This window comes from Vibrio sp. 2-1-2a (assembly GCF_032648565.1).
Lineage (GTDB): Bacteria > Pseudomonadota > Gammaproteobacteria > Enterobacterales > Vibrionaceae > Vibrio > Vibrio diabolicus.
The window spans coordinates 510,707-532,647 of sequence record NZ_WBOH01000002.1 but is presented as its reverse complement, the minus strand read 5'-3'; the positions used below and the strand labels follow the sequence as shown (position 1 = coordinate 532,647).

The window sequence follows — 21,941 nt, the reverse complement described above, 5'->3', positions numbered from 1 at the left end:
GCGTCGATGTTGGACGCTAGCCTTTTTTGTAAAATCGCGACATCTCATCCAGAGAATGACGAATGATATCGACAGGAACTTTCTGTTCTTTCTCGACTTTTAACTGGCGATTCAGTTGCTGAGAGTGCCCGCCAGGGTTGACCACAAGCATCAGTTCTTTGCCGACCAATGCATAGTTGTAGTAGCTGCCTGCAATATACCAATCGCGAGAGGCAGAGCTATCAAACAAGTTATGACCAACGCTGTATGAACTCGTTGTGCCTTGAACGTCAAACAGCGTATTCATCATGGTTGGCACGACGTCAAAATGGGTCGTGCGGTAATCAATTTGCTCTGGTTGACGATTTGGTATGTACACGTAAAGAGGCACATGCACTTGTACGTCACTGTAGTTACCCGTGTGGCCCCAATAGTTCATCTTATGGTCGTTAAACTCTTCACCATGATCTGATGAAATCACCACAATGGTATTGTCTAAGTCGACGTTTTTCAGCACATCACCAATCAAGCTATCGATGTAGTACAACGAGTTCTTGTATCGATTGTGGTAAAGCGAAGCGTCAAAATCGTTGTTGAGCAAAATGTGGTCAACGCGTTCCCAGTATGGTTTGAATTTCGCAAATTCAGGTTCAGGAAACACCGTGCCGTGGGCGGCATCGTAGAACAGAAAACCAAAGTACGGTTTGTCGCTGTCCTGCTTTTGGAACTCGATGAACTTGTCTGTGATCTGCTGATCGCGCTCGACAGCTGTTTCCCCAGTTTGTTTCAAGGTCAAGTCCGACACTTTTTTGAATACCGTGCGAGAAAGTGGCGGGCTGGTGAGCGGTGCCGAGCCAAAAATGCCCATGCGGTAGCCTTTTGCTTGCAGCGTATCCATAAAAACAGGAGATCGTTGGCTTGCGTAAAAGCTTTCCCAGTAGGTCGCTGGCAAGCTGTAAAACAGGCTGAAAATACCCGCTTGAGTTGAGTTGCCGCCGCTCATATGTTGTGTGAAATTCACTGTCTTTTCGGCGAACTTGCTGACATTTGGCATGACTTCCGGCGTCGCATCACTGTAGCGCCACGCATCAACCAAGATAAACAAAACATTGGGCTGCTTCTCTTTGCTTTGCACTTGAATGGGCGCAAGCGGGTAGTTGAGTGAGCTACGTTCAATGTTGGTTAACTCTACGCGGTTCTTCGATGCAATGTTCTCATCCACTAGGTCGTGTTTGTAAATAAATTTACGAGCCGTCAGCGGGTAGTAAAGTGGCCAGTTATTCGAAAACTGACTGACTTCATCGTCGTAAAGCGCGTTTTTGTACGCATGAATCATCTGTGTGCTGAGCAATACAGCAAACCAGATGCTGATCAAAACGAACTTAGCTCGGCTTTGTGCCAATTTATTACTTACCCAAACGGTACAGGCGAGCCCGATCACCAGAACGGCAACTTCACTGATGAAGATTAGCCAACTCATCCACGAAATATCGAAGACATCACCACCACCTTCGAAAAACATACGGATTAATAGGGCGTTGATGTGAAGTTTGTATTGCTGAAAAACGAGGATATCGACTTTAAACATGATCAATAGGCAGATCGCGATAGCGATCACGATGCCTTTGAATGCTCGAGTCGGTAGAAAAGAGAGCAATAAACTCAACAACATAAATGGAAGAGCGATCAAGCCCAGCCAGCCATATTGAGTCGAAACTAAATAGTAACCTTGCAACAAGGTTAGTGGTTCATTCTGATTGTTAGACAACACAAAAGGATAACAAGCGATCGACAGATACACTGCAAAGCAAGCAAAAAAAGCAATCAGCCAAGCGCTGTTGGAAGACAGTTTGCGAAACATACTTTTTGTTTGTTTATAAATTATGGGTAGTGGGAGTATAAAACAGTGTTTTTTATTATGGAATAGTTGCGACGAATGTCACATTTCGTATGGAAGTGTCAGACTTGATTGACATGTGAAAATTAAGAAGATTCATACTCTATTTGAGTGATATATAACCTTTTGTTTTTTCCGAACGCGAGATCACTGCGGGTTTAAATGGGGCTGTGCTAAGCTAGCTAACAGTTTCAATCGGCGCTCGGTATTCCCAATTTGTTTACTGTTTATCATTCCAACCAAGTTGACGTTCTTAAATCACTCCTTGTCGAACTGATTCGAATCAGTCCGCTGGAAAACCCGTTCGAAAAAGAACAAATTCTGGTTCAAAGTCCGGGCATGTCCCAGTGGCTAAAAATGGAATTGGCCAAAGAGTTTGGTGTTGCCGCGAACATTGATTTTCCGCTCCCCGCTACCTTCATTTGGGAAATGTTTACGCAGGTGTTGCCAGACGTGCCCAAGCGCAGTGCGTTTAACAAAGAAGCGATGACGTGGAAGCTGATGCATCTGCTACCGGGGCTTCTCAACCAAGAGGTGTTTTCGCCGTTAGCGCAGTACCTCAAAGATGACAGTGACCACTCTAAGCTGTATCAGCTGGCTGAGAAAATTGCCGATATTTTCGATGGTTACTTGGTGTATCGTCCGGAATGGATCGCCAGTTGGGAAGCTGGGCAGAGTGTGCCAGAGCTGGAAGATGAGCATCCGTGGCAGCCGATCTTATGGCAAGCGTTGTACGATCACACTGTGTCATTAGGGCAGTCTCCATATCACCGTGCCAACCTTTATGAGCACTTTATCGACACGTTAGCGAGTTTTAACGGCAATTTTGACCATTTACCCAAGCGTTTGTTTGTTTTTGGCATTTCTTCGTTGCCGCCTCGCTATATGGATGCGCTAAAAGCAATTGGTGAACACATCGACGTGCATCTGATGTTCACCAACCCTTGTCGTTATTACTGGGGTGAAGTTCGAGATCGCAAATATCTGGCTCGTTTGGCGGCGAAACATCGTCAGCATGTTGTGTGGCAGGACGATCACTCGGAAGTGCAAGGTGAAACTGAGCAACTGAAAGGATCACTGGAAGATAATGTGATCGATGAGCTGCACACCGATGTGGTCGGAAACAGTCTGTTGGCATCCATGGGTAAACTCGGGCGCGACAATATGTATCTGTTGTCTCAGCTGGAATCTCATGAAATTGAAGCCTTTGTTGATGTTGAGCGCGACAGTCTGCTCCATCAATTGCAAGCGGATATTCTCAATCTTGAAGAACATCAAGATGACCAACAGATTGAAAACAGTCATCACAAACAAGTGGTTAGCTTGGGTGATAAATCACTGAGCCTACACGCTTGTCACAGCCCGATGCGTGAAGTGGAAGTGCTGCATGATCAACTGTTGGCGATGTTCGATGCTGACCCAACGTTAAAACCGCGCGATATTATCGTGATGGTCGCGGACATCAACGCTTACAGCCCTGCGATTCAGGCGGTCTTTGGTAACGCGCCGGGTGAGCGTTTTATTCCATATTCGATTTCTGACCGAACTGCCGATCAAGAGAGCCCAATTCTGGCTGCATTTATGCAGTTGGTGAACTTACCCAATACGCGCTGTTTGGCATCAGAACTACTCGAACTTCTGGAAACTCCAGCGATATTAAAGCGTTTTGAACTCAGCGAAGATGATTTCTTACAAGCCAAACAATGGGTTGAGGAATCGGGAATTCGCTGGGGGTTGGATGCCAATACCGGGCGCGAATTTGAACTGCCGGAAACCCGTCAAAACACATGGCAATTTGGTATTCAACGAATGTTGCTTGGCTACGCGATGCCAGAATCCGCAGGTTTGTTTGAAACCGAGCAAGGCAGTTTGTCTCCGTACAACGAAGTGCAAGGCATGGGCGCAGAGCTGGCGGGCAAGTTGGCACACTTTATCCAACAAATTAGCACTTATCGCAGCAAACTTTCTTATGTTCAGACTATTGATGGTTGGCGAGAGACTTTGGTTTCACTGCTGGATGATTTCTTCTCAGTTGAGTTAGAAGGCGAAATGGCGCTCAAATCCATTCGCGATACGCTCAGCCAACTCAAAGAGCAATTAGCTGATGCCGCATTTGATGATGCGTTATCGCCGTCGATCATCAGCCAATACCTTCAAGACAAATTATCTGGCACACGAGTCAGCCAGCGCTTCCTGGCTGGTCAAGTGAACTTTTGTACTCTGATGCCGATGCGCTCTATTCCGTTTAGAACCGTTTGTCTACTGGGGATGAATGACGGCGTGTACCCGCGTTCCATGCCGCCGGAAGGTTTTGACTTGATGACGGGAAGAACCAAACCGGGCGATCGTTCGCGCCGAGATGATGACCGTTACCTATTCCTCGAAGCAATGCTATCGGCACAGCAAACGCTCTACATCAGTTATGTTGGCCGTTCAATCCAAGACAACACCGAGCGAGTGCCTTCGGTTCTGGTTTCTGAGCTGATGGAATACTGCCACCAAAACTATTGTTTAAGTGGTGATGAAGCGTTGCCCGTTGATGAGTCTGGCGACAACTTGTTAAACGCGTTGGTGAATACCCACGCCATGGTGCCGTTTAGCCCAAGTGCGTTCCAAGGCATGCACGCCAGCTACGCGAAAGAATGGATTCCAGCGGCATTGACTCAAAGTAGTCAATCGCAAGGCTATGTTCGTCGTGATTTTAACCGTGCATTAGACGACTATCTGTTAGGCGCGACGTTCCCACTTGAGCTCGACTTAGTCGAATTGCAACGTTTCTGGCGCTTACCGGTGCAGTATTTTTTCAATCGTCGCTTAAAAGTAATCTTTGAACCGCCACTGCCGGTGATGGAAGACGACGAACCCTTTGTTTTAGGTGGTTTGGAAAGCTATCAAATGCGTGATGAGCTGCTAGAAACCTTGCTTGAAACGACATTGATACAGCCAGAGAAAAAAGCAGAAATGCTTAAACACTTTATGAGTCAACAGCGCGCGCAAGGCAAACTGCCGGTGGGGGCGTTTGGTGATATCGAATTTGAAACCAACCGAGTTCAGGCGGAAGAGCTGGTGGATAAACTGGCGTTTTTATCTGGTGCGCCTCAAGACGATTTGGAAATCGACCTGACGTTTGATTCCTTGTTTGAGCGAAATGAAGGCGAAGAGAAAAACGTTCGCCTAACAGGTTGGCTAACTCAATGCTACCAATCCGGTTTGATTCGCTATCGAAGCGGTAAGATTCGATCGCAGGATTACCTTGCAGCGTGGATCGATCACCTTGCCATGTCGGCATCGGGTCATGCTAAGAAAACTCACATCATTGGTTACGATCGTAAAGAAGGCGCGCTGCATTTGATCTACCCAGAAATTGCCGATGCGCAGTATGCCAAACAGCTACTGACTGAATTAGTTCGCTTATTCTTCGAAGGCATGACTAAGCCTTTGCCTTATTTCCCGAAAACGGCGTTGGCTTGTGTTGAAGCGGGCTTTAGCCGTGGTCAGTGGGTCGATGACGAAGAGAAATCTTTGAAGAAAATGGCTGACGCATTCAATGATGGCTTCATGAGCCCGGGCGAAGGCAATAATGCGTACATCTCTCGAATTTGGCCTGCTTGGAATGATGAGTTGGCCTCAGAAGTTCGTTTGCTGACAGCATTAGTACTGCAAGGTGCGCGCTTAGCGGTTCAAGACGCTGATGATGTAAAAGCGTGATAAAGAAAGTTGGATAAAGAGAAGGAAGAGTAGGGTGGCCGCCAGAAAATCATTATTTTTTGTAGGGCGTTCGCTGTACGGCCACAAGGTCAGAGGGACCATGATACTTTTGTTTAATTCATTTGAGTTGCGCCGCCAAAAGGGTTTGGCTTATCTCGTGGGGCGCATACTAACGGTACGTCTTATGGATAACCGTGAGAAAGATCTCACAAAGCTCTAAATTATCCAACTTGTTAAACATATTAATAGAATTTTTAACTATAGATCACATTTATTAGGTGATACGTCCTAGTAAATAATCCGGAGAGATTCAGCGTTATGGATCAAATGTCAGGTGCAGAGTGTCCTCTACATACGTTAGACAGCACAGAGCGGCCTCAACCAACGCCACTAGAACCGATGACGTTTCCTCTGCATGGTGCGAGGTTAATCGAGGCATCAGCAGGTACAGGTAAAACCTTCACTATTGCAGGTTTATATCTGCGCCTTTTGCTTGGTCATGGTAGTGCGGAAACTCGACATCGCGTACCGCTTACGGTCGACCAGATTCTGGTCGTAACCTTTACCGAAGCGGCAACTGCGGAATTGCGCGATCGTATCAGGGCAAGAATCCATGATGCGCGAATCGCTTTTGCGCGTGGACAGAGTTCCGATCCGGTGATCCAACCTTTGCTTAATGAGTTTGACGATCACAAGCAAGCCGCAGAAATTTTATTGCAGGCAGAGCGTCAGATGGACGAGGCGGCGGTCTACACCATTCACGGTTTTTGCCAACGTATGCTAACGCAAAATGCGTTTGAATCTGGCAGCCGATTTAATAATGAGTTTGTGACCGATGAAAGCCACCTAAAAGCGCAAGTTGTAGCCGATTACTGGCGCCGCAACTTTTACCCGTTGCCATTTACCTTGGCTGGAGAAATTCGTCAGCTATGGAGCTCTCCATCTGCGTTGCTGTCTGACATCAGCAATTACTTAACTGGTGCGCCGTTGAGCCTTTCTGTTCCTGCAATGAAAGGTAGTTTGGCTGATCTTCATACTGAAAATTTGAAAAAAATTGATGAATTAAAAGCACAGTGGCGAGAAAGCCAAGATGACTTCTTAACGCTGATTTCAGATTCAGATATTAACAAACGCAGCTACACCAAAAAGTCTCTGCCGACGTGGTTGGAGGCGGTGAATGCTTGGGCGGCAACGGAAACCACTGGTTACGATTATCCAGACAAGTTGGAGAAATTCGCGCAAAACGTCTTGTTGGAAAAAACACCGAAAGGCAGTGCGCCGCAGCATGCGGTATTTGAAGCCATTGAAACATTTCTTGCCAACCCAATCAGCTTAAAAGCGCCACTGCTTGCTCATGCGATTGAACATTGTCGTGTGATGCTGGCTAACGCGAAAAATCAAAAACAGTGGCTCTCTTTCGATGATTTGCTGACGCAACTTTCTGCTTCTATCGATACGGATGAAAGCGAGCTTTTAGCTGCGCGTATTCGTACTTTGTATCCTGTCGCAATGATTGACGAGTTCCAAGATACCGACCCGCTTCAATACAGTATTTTCAGCCGTATTTATCTGAATAATCCGGAATGTGGTTTGTTTATGATCGGTGACCCGAAGCAGGCGATTTATGGCTTTCGTGGCGCAGACATTTTCACTTATATCAAAGCACGTAACCAAGTAAGTGCCCACTACACGTTAGGAACCAACTGGCGTTCTAGTGCCGATATGGTGCAGGCGGTAAACCAAGTGTTTGCTTTGCCAGACAGTCCATTTATCTATGATTCGGATATTCCGTTCTTACCCGTTAAGTACAGTCCCAATGCCGAAAAACGCATTTGGACTATGGGTGGCCAAAAGCAACCCGCGCTGACTTATTGGTTGCAAGAAGCGGACGATAAACCGCTACCCAAAGGCGAGTATTTGACTCGAATGGCGGAGGCGACCGCAAGCCAAATCCAAACCATTTTGACGCAGGCTCTACAGGGGCAAGCGTGTCTGGTGAATGGCGAAAAACAGAAAGCGGTTCAAGCGGGCGATATTGCGGTGTTGGTTCGAACAGGTAGCGAAGGTCGAATGATCAAACAAGCGCTGGCTGATCAAGGCATTGCCAGCGTGTACCTGTCTAACCGAGACAGTGTGTTTACCAGTTCGGTGGCACAGGATTTACAGCGTTTGCTACAAGCAGTGCTGACTCCAGAAAATGACCGTGCTCTGCGTGCAAGTCTTGCCTCTGAGCTGTTTGCCCTCGATGCAGCAAGTTTGGATGCGCTTAATAACGATGAAGTGGTGTGGGAAAATGCCGCAAACGAATTCAAAGAATATCGCAAACTTTGGGTTCAGCGTGGTGTGCTGCCGATGTTACGCGCGGTGATCAGCAAACGCCATATTGCCGAGCGATTACTAGAAGAAGGTGCGAGTTCACAGGGTGAGAATGGTGAGCGAGTACTTACCGATTTAATGCACATCGGTGAACTGCTTCAACAAGCCAGTAATGAACTGGATAGCGACCACGGTCTGCTGCGTTGGCTCGCTCAGTCTATCAGTGATGCGGAAAACGGTTTGGGCGGCAGTGACGACCAAATCCAACGTTTAGAATCGGAACGTAACTTAGTGCAGATCGTGACTATTCACAAATCAAAAGGCTTGGAGTATGACCTCGTATTTCTGCCGTTTGTGTTCAGCTATCGAGAAGCCAGCGAAGCAAAATATTACGATGCAGCCAATGACCGCACGGTACTGGATATCACTGGCAACGATGCGTCCATGAAGCAAGCGGATAAAGAGCGTTTGGCGGAAGACTTACGCTTGATATACGTGGCACTAACGCGAGCTGTGTATGCGTGTTTTATCGGTGCCTCGCCTTTGCGCAATGGCCGTTCGACCAAAGAGCCAACCGGCGTACACCGCAGTGCAATTGGCTATTTGATTCAAAATGGTCAAGAAGGTGGCATTAACGATTTGCACCAAGGTTTAACAAAGCAACAAGACGAGCTTGATTGTGTCGTTGTGGCCGATCCGCCGCAGCAACTCGAAGAGAAGTACGTAGCGCCACAAGAAGAAATATACGATCTTAGCGCGAAAGAGCTGCAAAACCCTATCGATAGAAACTGGCGCATCACCAGTTATTCTGGCTTGGTCAAGCAAGGCTCTCATCACGCTGAGCATGATGCCACGATTGAGATTACGGGTTTTGATATCGACTCATCTGAAGAACAAGATGAAGCGGATTTAGTGGAGCCAGAGCGTTCTATTTTTACCTTCCCTCGTGGTGCGCGTCCGGGTACGTTCCTGCACAGCCTGTTTGAGGAAATTGAATTTACTCAGCCAGCCACGACGGAAGAGAATACACAAATCATCCTTGGCTTGATGGAAAGCGAACAGCTCGATGAAGAGTGGTTGCCCATTTTACAGCAATTGATTGATACCGTACTCGCTACGCCGTTGGATGGTAAATCTTTGCTGCTGAATCAAAAAGCACCGTCGCAACGTTTGGTGGAGATGGAATTTTTGTTGCCGATTGAAGTTTTGTCTGCACCGGCGTTAAACCGAGTCATTCAACGTCACGATCCGTTGTCGGCGAAAGCGGGGGATTTAGGTTTCCAAACCGTGCAAGGCATGCTCAAAGGTTTTATCGACTTGGTGTTTGAACATCAAGGTAAATACTACGTGCTTGACTGGAAATCGAATCATCTTGGCGACGATGTGACGCATTATCATGGTGAGGCTCTGAAATCGGCGATGGCGGATCACCGCTACGATTTGCAGTATCAGATTTATGCGTTAGCACTGCATCGTTTCCTACGCAGCCGATTGGCGAATTATCAATATGAGCAGCACTTCGGTGGCGTGTATTACTTATTCTTGCGCGGCATGGATGGGCAGAGTGACCACGGCATTTTTGCCGCGAAACCAACCTTAGAGTTCTTACAAGAGATGGATCGTTTGATTGATGGTCAAGCACTTGAAACACGCTCAACTCAAGCCGGGCAGATGGAGCTACTTTAATGACGACAAATCACAATCTTCATTCTGACCAAGATAGCCTATTGGTAGTGTTGGAACGCTTGGCGCACAAAGGTGCTATTCGACAGCTCGACTACCAATTTGCCTGCTTTATTGATTCTCAAACGCATGGTGAACGGTCGGGCAGTCAAGCATTGGCGTTTATCGCGGGTGTTGTCAGTAGTGAGCTTGGTAAAGGACATATTTGTCTGTCTCTGTTCGATGCACAAGGGCAATCTGCGGATTTAGCCAGTAAGTTAGGGCTGTTTGGTGAGTCGGCATTGGCGCTCAACACACAGTTGCAAGGCATAGACTGGATTCAAGTATTACAAAATTCCAGCGTGGTCGGCGCGCAAGGAGAAGCCTTGCCGCTGATGTTCGATGGTGAGCGTCTGTATCTGCACCGCTATTGGCATTATGAAGTGACACTGGCGGAAAAGCTCAATCAGTTGGGCGCCGCAGTTAACTTGCAGTCGCAAGAGTTTGTGCGATTATCCGAGTTGCTCAACCATCTGTTTGCGCGCCAATACCATTTTCTATTTAACGCGTTAGGCAAAGCAGTAGAAGCGGGAAGCAGCAATCAAGTGTTGCGTCAGCAATTGGTGTGTGACCACCTTGATGTGGTCGCAAGCGAATCGTTGGATTGGCCCGCGATTGATGCCGTGCTTAGCAATGCGCGCAAGGTTCAAGATTTGCAAACACTGGATGAACTCGTACCACTCTCAGCTTGTGTGAACTGGCAAAAAGTCGCGGCGGCGGTTGCGTTAACTCGTCGATTTGCTGTGATTTCTGGTGGCCCTGGTACGGGTAAAACGACGACAGTAACCAAACTGCTTGCTGCTTTGATTGAACAGGCGACGCACGAGAAAAATCTAACCATCAAGCTGGTGGCCCCGACGGGGAAAGCGGCGGCGCGATTAACCGAGTCCATTGGTAAAGCGGTGCAAGAGCTGCCAGTTTCTCTGGAGCTAAAAGCCAAAATTCCGACTGAATCAAGCACCTTACATCGGTTGCTGGGCGCGATTCCTAATAGCGCAGAATTCCGTCACAACAAGCAAAATCCACTTCATTTGGATATTTTAGTTATCGACGAAGCGTCGATGGTCGACTTGCCAATGATGTATAAAGTGGTCGATGCCTTACCGAAACATGCGCGGCTGATTTTGCTAGGTGATAAAGACCAACTTGCTTCAGTTGAAGCTGGGGCTGTGTTGGGTGATATTTGTTCGTTCCATGCATTGGGCTATGGCAAAGAGCAGGCATCAGCCATCGCAAAACTGACGGGTTTCGATACTTTAGCCCATACGGGTAACAGTGCATCTAGCATTGCCGATAGTTTATGTATGCTGCAAAAGAGCTACCGATTTGATGCTCGCTCAGGCATTGGTCAGTTGGCAAAAGCGGTTAACTCAGGTTCTGCTGCGAGCGTAGATAATGTCTGGGCGAAAGATTTTTCTGACATCGAACATTTCGCGCTAAGTAGCCAACATTACAACCAAATGATGCAGACGTTGGTGCAGGAATACGGTCGTTACCTCAAACGCATTGGACAACAGGAAACCGATCCTAAAACCGGAGAGCCAGAGTCACTAACGCACAAAGCCAAAGCGGTGTTAGATACCTTCAACCAATGCCGACTGCTGTGCGCGATCCGTGAAGGTGACTTTGGTGTTGCTGGGCTAAACCAGCGCATCGAGAAAGCGCTCGCGGCGCGCAAGTTAATTCAGGTTCAGGATGAAATTTGGTATCACGGCAGACCTGTCATGGTTACGCGTAATGATCATGGTCTAGGTTTGTATAACGGTGATATCGGTATTTGCATGCTCGATGACAGTGAAGAAGAACCGCGTTTGAAAGTCTTTTTCGAGTTACCTGACGGCAGTGTGAAATCGGTCTTGCCAAGCCGAGTGCCTGAACATGAAACGGCTTACGCCATGACCATCCATAAATCGCAAGGCAGTGAATTTGATTACACCCTGATGATTTTGCCACCAGACTTTAGCCCGATATTAACTCGTGAGTTGATTTACACAGGCATTACCCGCGCGAAAAAGCGTTTAGCTCTTTACGCCGAACTCAACGTTCTGAAGCGAGGCATTAAGGTGAAAACGGCTCGCGCGAGTGGATTAGTACAGCGGCTTACGAATTAATTTTTACTTGTGATTGTGACATTTTCGAAGATGATTCTTTGTGGCGGGTCTTATATTCGCCATTTCGTTTTCATGAAAAATGGATTGCTATTGAGTAATATTCTTCCTTAAAGGTATATTTCTCCTTTCTCATTCGCATATCAAAGGCAACTGAATATGAGTTTGCTCGACTCGTCCTTTCTAACCTTCTTTATCGCCGGAGGAGTCGCGTTTTTATGGTTCGTTATTATCGGAGCAATTTTTATATTTTTTATACCGCCAAAGGTGAAGCGGTTTGCTTTTAATCCGAAACATTATTCAGAAGTAGAGTTAGCCTTAGTCTCGGGTTTTCACTTTGGTGCTTTAGTACATGGTGTAGGCTTAGTTGCGGCGGTCGCTTTACCAACTTTAGCGAGGAGAAGGGGCTTTGCTGATATTCATCAAGTTTGCTCCGGTCTATTCATCGGAATTTGCCGTATTTATATAAGCGTTTTATTGCTGCTAGCTATGATCACTTTAGGCTCAATGGTGGTTTGGATGTCTATTACTTGAGAGCTGGAATAGAAGGTCGGTGAAGTTTGCAGTTATTAGAAGTTTCTTTTATTACATTTTTTGTTGCAGGTGCTTTGTTAGTTTTTTGGTACCTGATAGTAGGTATTTTGCTTATTGTTATCACGCCGCAAAAAGTAAAGCGCTATGCGTACACTAGTGAGCATTATACAGATATTGAGCTTGCTTTAGTTTCTGGATGTCACTTTGGGGCCTTAATACATGGATTAGCCCTTGTTGCCGCAGTTGCATTTCCTAAGTGGGCCAAAAAAAGAAAGCTAACAGATATTCGTAGAGTTTGCCCAAAGTGGTTCATAAGTATTGGGGTAGTGTACTGGACTATTTTAATCTTTATCGTAGTCACTATTTTTGCATCTTTGTTGGCTATGATTTTGTTTTGAATTGATTACGTACGTAAAAGAAGACCGAGCTTATGGCTCGGTCTTCTTTTATGCATGTTTTGCAAACGCATTGGTAAAAGACACGCTGCGTATTTTGTATTGCTGTTGATAAGCAAGAATAAAATCTCGGATAGCGTCATTTACGGGGAAAACACAGTGGACGTCTAGGCCTTCTAAAAACTGATTGTCAGCCATATCCCAGAAGCTTTGAAGCGAATTACAAATGATTGTTCTCATAACAGTGCTCGTCTCGGCTTATTTAAAGTCAGATTAACAACTGTCCTTGGTGTGCAATACGGAGCTAACTAGTTTTTTAATTGCCCAGTATTTTAGGGTGAAGGCTACATTACATCACCTAGATCCATTCGTATTGGTTAAAAACCAATCACTAGCGAGCAGAGTATAGCCAACCAAATGTATATTTAAAAGATAAAATTGGAACGAAAATCAAGCAATGGTTTGCGTATTTCTAAGTTGGTGTTTATATGATGACTCGCTAGCTCGAAGCAGGATTTATGTGAGGCCTTACTCCAAAACAAACTTGATGTGCAGGATTGAGCGTCAATGAGCTGAATCCCGCACCTTGAGATGTTGGTATAGCGGAACGTTAAATTTTGCTTCGTGATTTAAGGTTAAGCTACAAATCTAGCGCTAAGATTTTTGACTTACGCTGGAAGTTATATAACCCTTGTTTGGCTCCAGGTAAATAGTCGACACTGACTTCGTAAAAACCTTGCTCTCTGAACCAATGCAAACTGTGTGTCGTGAGGACAAAGATTTGATCAATGGTTTCGGATTTAGAACGATGTTTCATGTAGTTGAGCAGTAACAAACCTCGGTTCCCATCACGATAGTCAGGGTGAATCGCTACGCAAGCCATCTCAGCTTTGCGCTCTTCTGGGTATGGATAAAGGGCAGCACAGCCAATAATCAAGCCGTCTTTTTCGATGATGGTAAATTTTCCAATCTCTTGTTCTAGCTGCTCTCGAGAGCGCCTAACGAGTACACCTTGCTCTTCTAAAGGACGAATGAGGTCTAAGATACCGCCAATATCGTCAATATTGGCTTGCCTCACTTGTTCAGCGCTCGCCATAACGACTTGGGTTCCGATACCGTCGAAAGAGAACAACTCCTGAATTAGGGCTCCATCTACTTTATAACTGATCAAGTGGCTGCGAGGTACTCCGGCACGGCAAGCGGCAATAGACCCTTTAAGAAAGCGCAGTGTCCCAGTGTTGTAATCTAGGTCAGGAGACGTATTTTCAGAGAGCGTTTTGATGACATGCTCCGCCTCAATTGGCAGCAACTCGGCGACAGCATTACCGTTGTCATCAATGACACCTTGTTCTGAACAGAAACCAATCAGTTTGTCTGCGCCTAATTTGATCGCCAGTTGTGTCGCGACTTCTTCAGAAAGTAAGTTAAAACACTCGCCAGTCACGGAGCTCGCAATGGGGCCAAGTAGCACAATAGAGCCTTGGTCGAGCGTGCGATTAATCGCGTCGGTGTCAATGCGGCGAATGCGTCCACTATGGCAATAGTCCACACCATCATCAACGCCGAGTGGCTGAGCAATGATGTAGTTTCCGCTAACGACATTGAGCTGGGTGCCTGCCATCGGAGTGTTGTTGAGGCTCATTGATAGGCGCGCAGTAATCGCAAGTTGAAGTTGTCCGGCAGCTTGCATAACAACAGATAAAGCCGATTCATCCGTAATGCGGATATTTTTGTGGTAAGGCGTAGTGAGGTCTTGTTTTTCTAGCAACTGATTAATTTGAGGACGTGCACCATACACCACCACGACTTTAATTCCGAGGCTGTGCATGAGTGCGATATCATTAATAATATTGCCAAAATTTTTGTGTGCGACGGCTTCTCCGCCCAGCATGATCACCATGGTTTTTCCGCGGTGAGCATTGACATAAGGTGTTGATTGACGGAATCCTTTTACGAGAGCAGTACTACGAATTTTCACTACAGCCATTCCTTTGTTTAATTATGTTAAAATAATGCCTTTTTATTCACTTGGTGGCAAGGTGAAATTTTGGAATAAAGCACAAACATATTGAGGTAGGTTCTTGGTCCCGTTGAGGGGGAGAGTTACAATGAGCGCGTCTTTTCTCAACACGTGAACCTCATGTCTTCTGCTGTTAATAAGAATGCTGCGATCACTGCTTCAAATCTGTCAAAAACGTCATCTAAATCAATGCTTCGTAAGTGGCTAGAGCGTTCTCTTATGCTTATAGCGATAGTTGGAACCGTTGTCGTGTGCATGCTGTATAGTGATTTGATTACTCGAACCATTAATCCGCCTATTCCTAAATCGACTATTTATGGCCGCTGGGTTGAGCAAGATGTTGCGCCTTATGCTCGTGAAGAATTTGTGTTGAGTGAGCGCGGTGTTACTGTAAATGGTTCTACAGTGGCGACCAGTTTTGAATTCGATGGGGATTCGTTTTCGTATCGAGTGGGTTCAAATGAGCGGCACTTCAATTTTGTGGGTAAGCAGCATGCAGAAATGAAGCTGGATGCCAATGCACATTATCTACCTGTATTCCGTTTAGAGGGGCGTGCAAGGATTGCGGTAAGATAGTCGTTTTTATCATTGTCTTTTAAGCTGAGAGTCCTTGCGTCTGTGAGTCACATGGATGATCACAATTTCATCTCTCAATCAGTAAATCTTACTTTCAAACATAATCCGGACAATTCCGTAATTCTTCCGCTGTTATCATGTTGCATTAACTGAATGAATTCACAACGAGTAAACGGATTGGCTTAGCGTTGAAACATTTTGTCTTTGCTTTTCAATTGCACCGTATGCATTTGTTTGCCATTCTTTTGCTATTCTCTTTTACGGAAAAGACACGTGTTAAAAAAACTCCTTCCTATTATCTCTTTGAGCCTACTCTTTGGCTGTGCTCAACAAAATGATCGTGCTCAGCAATATCTTGATGGTGAGTTTCCTCAGATCCTCAATCAAGTGGATGTGGTTGAGTCTAACAAACCACGCGATTTTACTGAATTTAACAAGCAAGCTGAGCAAGTGGTGATAAAGTCACCATCCATGGCGAAGATGTACCAACCGCTATATCAACGATTAAGTGAGTGGGCGCAACAGAGCGGAGATACCAGTGCGTTGAGTGCGTTTGGCATTCAAGCCGCGCAATTGGGTGGTGGTGATAAAAAAGGTAATGTGCTGTTTACCGGATACTTTTCTCCCGTGATGGAACTGCGTCATACACCAAACGACATTTTTAAGTACCCAGTTTATGGCAAGCCAAACTGCTCATCAGATTGTCCGACTCGCGCGGAGATCTACAATGGAGCACTAGATGGACAAGGTTTGGTGCTAGGTTACGCGCCTAATCGTATCGACCCATTTATGATGGAAGTACAAGGCAGTGGCTACGTGCATTTTGAAGATGATGATACGTTGGAGTACTTTGCGTACGCGGGTAAAAACAACAAAGCTTACGTCAGCATTGGCCGCATTTTGATTGAACGTGGTGAAGTGCCGCGTGAAAAAATGTCCCTCAAAGCAATCAAAGAGTGGGTGATGGACAACGACGATGCAACAGTACGCGAGTTGTTGGAGCAAAATCCTTCTTACGTTTTCTTTGCGCCAAAAGCAGAAGCGCCAGTAACAGGCTCGGCTGGTATTCCGTTGTTGCCAATGGCCGCTGTCGCGGGTGACCGTTCTATCTTACCAATGGGTACGCCAATCTTGGCGGAAGTGCCACTGTTGAATGCTGATGGTACGTGGAGTGGTGCGCATCAACTGCGAATGCTGATCGTTTTAGACACTGGTGGTGCGGTAAAACAGAACCATTTGGATCTGTATCATGGCATTGGTGCGAGAGCAGGAACGGAAGCAGGGCACTACAAGCATTTTGGTCGAGTGTGGAAACTTGGGTTAGAAAACTCACCAACTCAAGCGCCTTGGGCTTTACCGCCAGAAAAGCTACAATAGTCGTCCAAGAGAGAGGAACACTCTCTTATCTAGACATTTCATCAAAGAGTGCGTATAAATCGCACTCTTTGTTTTTCTATCGATCATCTGGACTTCAATATGCGTGAACTCGATACCCCAGCATCTGACAGCTACAATCAACGCTTTGGCGGCACTCGTCGTCTTTATGGCAACAGCGAAGTGGACATTCTTCGCGCTGCACACGTTTGTGTGATTGGTATTGGTGGCGTAGGTTCATGGGCGGTGGAAGCGCTGGCTCGTACAGGGATCGGTGAGCTAACTCTGATTGATATGGACGATGTTTGTGTCACGAACATTAACCGCCAAATTCATGCGATGACGGGCACCGTTGGTCAAAGCAAGATTGAAGTGATGGCCGAGCGTGTCAAATTGATCAACCCAGAGTGTAAAGTTAATCTGATTGATGATTTCATCACGCCAGACAATCAACATGAGTACTTAAGCAAAGAGTTTGATTACGTGTTGGATGCCATTGACAGCGTAAAAGCGAAGGCGTCTTTGTTGGCGTATTGCCGCAGCAACAAGATCAAAGTGATCACCACGGGTGGTGCTGGTGGTCAGGTTGACCCAACGCAGATCATGGTCGCTGATTTAACGAAAACGATCCAAGATCCTCTAGCGAAGAAAATCAAAGACACCTTGCGTCGTCATCATAACTTCCCTAAGAATCCGGCTCGTAAGTTTGGTATTGATTGCGTGTTTTCAACCGAGCAGTTGAAGTACCCTCAAGCAGACGGTTCAGTGTGTGGTGTGAAGTCGACAGCGGAAGGCCCAAAACGTATGGATTGTGCTAGCGGTTTTGGTGCGGCGACTGTTGTAACTGCAACGTTTGGCTTTGTCGCGGTATCGCGAATCGTTGAGAAGTTGATTTCAAAATATAAGAAGAGCGCATCATGACAGGTTTTCCCGTTTCTCCATTTGGTACAGATATCACCAGCGAAGACATTGTAGCGACTATGCAGCAATTTCAAGGCTGGGAAGATCGTTACCGTCAGGTTATTCAGTGGGGTAAAAAGCTGCCACAAATGCCAGAAGAGCTGAAATCAGAACAAGTTACCGTTTCGGGTTGTGAAAGCTTGGTGTGGTTAGTGAGCCAAGAGCAAGATGGCGTTTGGCATTTTTGTGCGGACTCCGATGCGCGTATCGTCCGTGGATTGATTGCCTTGGTAATGGCGGCTTATGACGGAAAAACGGCCGATCAAATTCAAGCATTTGACATCGACGCTTATTTTGATCAACTGGGGCTTATTGCACATTTAAGCCCGTCACGTGGTAATGGCTTGAAAGCTATTGTAGAGCAGATTAAGCAAACCGCCGTGTAACGAGTCATTTTCCCAATTCTTAAAAAACGCCGAATAGCCTAGCTGTTTGGCGTTTTTTGTATCTGAGTTGAGATATTTTTTGCATATGGATAAAAAGTATGCAAATGGTCGACTATTTTAGCGTTAATTAACCATTCTATTGATCCTGGTTCATTATATTGCCCACTTGGTTTTTATAAACTCAATTGTATTTAAAATTTGTCTATATTAGATAATAGACATATGCCCCATTCGCTCCTATTCTCCAATGTGGAAACACACTTGGAAGCGATTGGGTTACTTAGATACAAATGCTAGGAACCTCCCTATATGCAATTCACCTTGGAACATGCGCAAGACGTGTTATCCGGAATGCCAGACCCCACTTTTATTCTGAGTGAAGATGGTATCTATATTGATGTTTTTGGAGGAACAGATAAAAAAAAGCCTATCACGATGGAAGTAATTTGATAGGTGAGACTCTGCACAGCGTACTTGAGAAAGATAAAGCTGACTGGTTTATCGAACAGATAAATCGGTCACTGAAACAAGACAGTATTGTGACGATCGAGTACAAGATGTGCGCCGACAGCATTCAGGGAATAGATGCTAACAGTGGGCCAAGAGGCGACCTATACTACGAAGGCAAGATCTGCCCACTCGCTATAAAATACCGAGGTCGTCGCGTTGTCCTTATTCTTACACGCAACATCTCCAATCGCCACCGAGTTGAAACCCTTCTTCGCCATCAAAGCCAAATTGATGCTCTTACCAACATCTACAATCGACGTGTCTTTTTCGAAAAGCTCACAGAAGAAGTTATTAAATCCCAAGCTCCGGATTATCACTCCGCGTTGTTATTATTTGATTTAGATTTTTTTAAAGTCATCAATGATAAACGTGGTCATGATGCGGGGGATTATGTCTTAGAGACGTTAGCTGATTTGGTTTCTCACTTACTCGTCAAAGACGAAATTTTTGCAAGAGTCGGAGGGGAGGAGTTTGCGATTATTTTGCCAGAAACTTCTCTGTCGGCGGCGAAAGAGGTAGGAGAGGAAGTACGTTCCCACATTCAAAATTGTCAGTTCGAATTTGAAAAGATTGAAATTCCGGTCACGGTGAGTGTAGGCGTGGTGGAAATAGGCAGAAATGAAACCACCAAACGTTTGTATGCGCATGCAGATAAAGCACTTTATGCTGCGAAAAGAAATGGCAGAAATTGCGTGGCGACTCTGGATAGGCAGATGGAGTAACCTTGTTGGTTACTCCAAATCAAACCGTTGGGGTTATAGCATGTCGACGGCTTTTTCTACGGCGGCGATGAGTCTATCCACATCTTCAGCCGTGTTATAAATACCAAAAGAAACGCGTACCGTGCCTTTAACGTTTAGCGCATCCATCAATGGGTGAGCGCAGTGGTGTCCTGCTCGTACCGCAATGCCTTGTTGATCGAGCAGCGTCGCAATATCTTGGTGATGAACGCCGTCCATGACGAACGTCAGTACAGAGGCATTCGGTTGATAGCCTAGAATATGGATGTCATCCAACGCGCTTAGTGCTTGGTAGGCCTTATCCTGAAGCGCATGGAGATGATCCTCTACTTCGTGATGGTCAAAACCTTGGTACCACTCAATGGCTTTCGCTAGAGCAATCGCGCCCGCAACGTTTGGTGTGCCCGCTTCAAATTTACCAGGAAGTGCAGAAAACGTCGTTTTCTCGAACGAAACGCGTTCAACCATTTTACCGCCGCCGTGCCATGGTGGCATGGCTTCCAAAAGTTCAAGCTTGCCGTATAAAACCCCAATGCCTGCTGGTGCATAAAGTTTGTGACCTGAGAAAACGTAGAAATCGATATCTGATACCGATAAATCAAGCTGCTCATGGACGATGCCTTGAGCGCCATCAATCACAACAACCGCGCCAACGCTGTGCGCTAGTTCAGTGATTTTTTCGATAGGTTGTCGTGTGCCCGTGACGTTGGTGATTTGCGCACAAGCAACAATTTTACAGCGGTCAGACAGAAGCGCCTCAAATGCACTGATGTCGAACTGGCAATCTGATGTCATTGGAACTTTTATGACTTTGGCACCCGTTTGCTCTGCCACGATTTGCCAAGGCACGATGTTAGCGTGGTGCTCCATCTCGCTAATCAAGATCTCATCACCCGGTTGTAACGTGCTGCGGGCGTAAGTCTGAGCAATTAAGTTCAGTGCTTCGGTTGCGCCCCGTGTCCAAATGATCTCTTTAGAGCTGTTTGCACCAATAAAGTTTGCCACTCGTTCTCGTGCCGCTTCAAATTGGCTGGTGGCATTAGCCGTTAAACTATGACTGCCACGGTGAACATTGGCATTTTGCGCACTGTAGTAATGACTGATGACATCAATCACACATTGCGGTTTTTGCGTTGTCGCTGCGCTATCTAGATACACTAAGGGCGTATCGTTGACGGATTGATTTAGAGCAGGAAATTGCTCACGTACAGCATTTACGTCAAACATTATTCTTCACCAAGCTTATGGTAATGCAGAGTAGGCAGAGGGATCATTGGTTCAGCAACTGACCATGCGTGTTTTTTACCTGAGAGTTGAATGATTACTTCCATTGCGAACTCTAAAGCAGTGCCCGGACCTTGACTGGTGATAAGGTTGTGGTTGATATCAAAGGTCACGCGTTTGCTGCGCCACTTCTCTTCCGGGATATGTGACTGAAAGCTCGGGTGACAGGTCATCAGTGATTGTGGGAAAAGATCATGGTGTTGCAATACCAACGCCGGTGCTGCGCAGATAGCAGCGACCAACTTTCCCTCGTAGATGTGCTGCTTAAGGATTTCTATCATCACCGTGCTATCACGAAAAATTTCTGCACCACCAACACCACCAGAAAGCGCTATGGCGTCAAACTCATCATCAGCGATATCGACCAGCTTACAATCGGCTGTTAATGTGACTCCGCGAGAAGCTTTCATCGTCAATGAGCCATCAAAAGCAGCACTCGCTACCGTAACGTCATAACCCGCGCGAACCATCATGTCGATAACGGTGACGGCTTCCATTTCTTCGGTGCCCGGAGCGATTGGCACTAAGATTTTCTTACTCATTGTTCTGTCCAGCTTTGTTCTATTTGTTTGATGCGTTGGTAAAGTTTTAAATTCTCAGGCGTATTGATGCGATGTTTCTCGGCAGCCTTTAACAAGTATCCGGTTATAAAATCAATTTCCGTTCGACGCTGATGGAATACGTCTTGTCTCATTGAAGAATAGTTCTCAGCTGTGGCGTTCACCACTTGCATTACCGTATCGAAAAGAGAGCGAAACTCTATAGCAATACCTTCTTTACTCATTACTTCAACCAATTCTTGAGTGATGCTTTCGAGTTGTATCTTAAACTCGGGCTGCGCAAGCTCACCATTCTTACACTGGTGAATCGCAGTCAGTGGGTTAATCGCGCAGTTAATTGCTAACTTAGTCCATAACGCAGATTGGATGTGTGGATTCCAAATGGCCTCTGGAAGAGCATGATGCATAACATCTTGCAGAAAAGCGCACTGCATTCCTTTGTCATTATAACCACCCACTTGCGTTGTTCCGTGACCGGTATGCAGTACGTGTTGGTTATCTGGTTTGTATGCGCCGTGCGTCGTTGTGGCGAGCACGATCGGATTGTTTGGCAGAGCCTTCTCCACGCCAGAGGCGGTACCCATACCATTGTGCATCAGCATGATAATCGTGTCTGCGTTGATATGAGGCAGTAAAGGCTGAATGGCGTCTTCCATTTGCCAAGCTTTTACCGTGATCAAAATGAGATCTGCTTTATTTACGGAGGAAATATCTTGATTACTGAATACGATTGCGGGTGTGTCATCCAACTGAAGTGATTGTTGTCTCTCTGAACTTCTTCCCCACAATGAAACATTGTGCCCGGCAAGCTGAAATTTTGTTGCCCAGAGTGAGCCCACCGCACCTGGACCGAGGATAAGGATATTCACCAA

General features: G+C 46.1%; 16 protein-coding genes. 10 read left to right on the top strand and 6 right to left on the bottom strand.

Translation table 11 applies throughout. The features are described from left to right. Positions 1–16 precede the first annotated feature (16 nt). Positions 17–1,840, bottom strand: coding sequence for a DUF3413 domain-containing protein (locus F7Y48_RS07105; RefSeq protein ID WP_258658351.1), 1,824 nt, complete (start codon positions 1,838–1,840; stop codon positions 17–19). Positions 1,841–2,092: 252 nt separating this feature from the next. Here F7Y48_RS07105 and recC point away from each other — a divergent pair, with 252 nt between their 5' ends. From recC to F7Y48_RS07080, 5 genes are all read left to right on the top strand, one after another. Beyond that, a complete protein-coding gene (recC, locus tag F7Y48_RS07100; protein ID WP_316682969.1) occupies positions 2,093–5,584 on the top strand; it encodes an exodeoxyribonuclease V subunit gamma in 3,492 nt (1,163 codons plus the stop codon). A gap of 327 nt (positions 5,585–5,911) precedes the next feature. Beyond that, complete coding sequence (gene recB, locus F7Y48_RS07095; RefSeq protein ID WP_316683373.1) at positions 5,912–9,586, top strand: exodeoxyribonuclease V subunit beta; 3,675 nt, start codon at positions 5,912–5,914, stop codon at positions 9,584–9,586. Beyond that, complete coding sequence (gene recD / locus F7Y48_RS07090) at positions 9,586–11,733, top strand: exodeoxyribonuclease V subunit alpha (protein ID WP_258506856.1); 2,148 nt, start codon at positions 9,586–9,588, stop codon at positions 11,731–11,733. The genes recB and recD overlap by 1 nt, the downstream gene beginning before the upstream one ends. Positions 11,734–11,889: 156 nt before the next feature. Continuing rightward, positions 11,890–12,264, top strand: a complete 375-nt coding sequence (locus tag F7Y48_RS07085) for a hypothetical protein (RefSeq protein WP_054867163.1) — start codon at positions 11,890–11,892, stop codon at positions 12,262–12,264. A 26-nt stretch (positions 12,265–12,290) separates the two neighbouring features. Beyond that, the gene (locus F7Y48_RS07080) at positions 12,291–12,662 is read left to right on the top strand and encodes a hypothetical protein (RefSeq protein ID WP_258506855.1); all 372 of its coding nucleotides are present in this window, start codon (positions 12,291–12,293) and stop codon (positions 12,660–12,662) included. 48 nt (positions 12,663–12,710) lie between these two features. Here the strand turns inward: F7Y48_RS07080 and F7Y48_RS07075 are convergent, their stop codons facing one another. Both F7Y48_RS07075 and argA read right to left on the bottom strand, forming a co-directional pair. After that, complete coding sequence (locus tag F7Y48_RS07075; RefSeq protein ID WP_005380230.1) at positions 12,711–12,899, bottom strand: hypothetical protein; 189 nt, start codon at positions 12,897–12,899, stop codon at positions 12,711–12,713. Positions 12,900–13,299: 400 nt separating this feature from the next. Beyond that, positions 13,300–14,637, bottom strand: coding sequence for an amino-acid N-acetyltransferase (argA, locus tag F7Y48_RS07070; RefSeq protein WP_012841478.1), 1,338 nt, complete (start codon positions 14,635–14,637; stop codon positions 13,300–13,302). 162 nt (positions 14,638–14,799) lie between these two features. Here argA and F7Y48_RS07065 point away from each other — a divergent pair, with 162 nt between their 5' ends. From F7Y48_RS07065 to F7Y48_RS07045, 5 genes are all read left to right on the top strand, one after another. Continuing rightward, positions 14,800–15,255, top strand: a complete 456-nt coding sequence (locus F7Y48_RS07065; RefSeq protein ID WP_005380234.1) for a DUF2850 domain-containing protein — start codon at positions 14,800–14,802, stop codon at positions 15,253–15,255. Between the two features lie 273 nt (positions 15,256–15,528). After that, positions 15,529–16,632, top strand: coding sequence for a murein transglycosylase A (gene mltA / locus F7Y48_RS07060; RefSeq protein ID WP_012841480.1), 1,104 nt, complete (start codon positions 15,529–15,531; stop codon positions 16,630–16,632). 99 nt (positions 16,633–16,731) lie between these two features. Next, positions 16,732–17,550, top strand: a complete 819-nt coding sequence (tcdA, locus tag F7Y48_RS07055) for a tRNA cyclic N6-threonylcarbamoyladenosine(37) synthase TcdA (protein ID WP_258506853.1) — start codon at positions 16,732–16,734, stop codon at positions 17,548–17,550. Then, entirely contained in the window at positions 17,547–17,975 is a 429-nt protein-coding gene (gene csdE / locus F7Y48_RS07050; protein ID WP_258506852.1) for a cysteine desulfurase sulfur acceptor subunit CsdE, read from the top strand. Before tcdA ends, csdE begins: the two co-directional genes overlap by 4 nt. Before the next feature lie 446 nt (positions 17,976–18,421). Beyond that, complete coding sequence (locus F7Y48_RS07045) at positions 18,422–19,207, top strand: GGDEF domain-containing protein (protein WP_258506851.1); 786 nt, start codon at positions 18,422–18,424, stop codon at positions 19,205–19,207. A gap of 33 nt (positions 19,208–19,240) precedes the next feature. Here F7Y48_RS07045 and csdA read toward each other — a convergent pair whose 3' ends face one another. From csdA to panE, 3 genes are read right to left on the bottom strand one after another with little or no spacing between them, the layout of a single operon-like run. Further along, positions 19,241–20,452: a cysteine desulfurase CsdA gene (gene csdA / locus F7Y48_RS07040; protein ID WP_203343356.1), complete on the bottom strand. Its 1,212-nt coding sequence runs from the start codon at positions 20,450–20,452 to the stop codon at positions 19,241–19,243. Then, on the bottom strand, positions 20,452–21,051 hold the full coding sequence (locus tag F7Y48_RS07035) for a DJ-1 family glyoxalase III (protein WP_006742560.1): 600 nt from the start codon (positions 21,049–21,051) through the stop codon (positions 20,452–20,454). Before F7Y48_RS07035 ends, csdA begins: the two co-directional genes overlap by 1 nt. Beyond that, positions 21,048–21,938: a 2-dehydropantoate 2-reductase gene (panE, locus tag F7Y48_RS07030; protein WP_053809814.1), complete on the bottom strand. Its 891-nt coding sequence runs from the start codon at positions 21,936–21,938 to the stop codon at positions 21,048–21,050. Before panE ends, F7Y48_RS07035 begins: the two co-directional genes overlap by 4 nt. Positions 21,939–21,941: the final 3 nt, after the last annotated feature.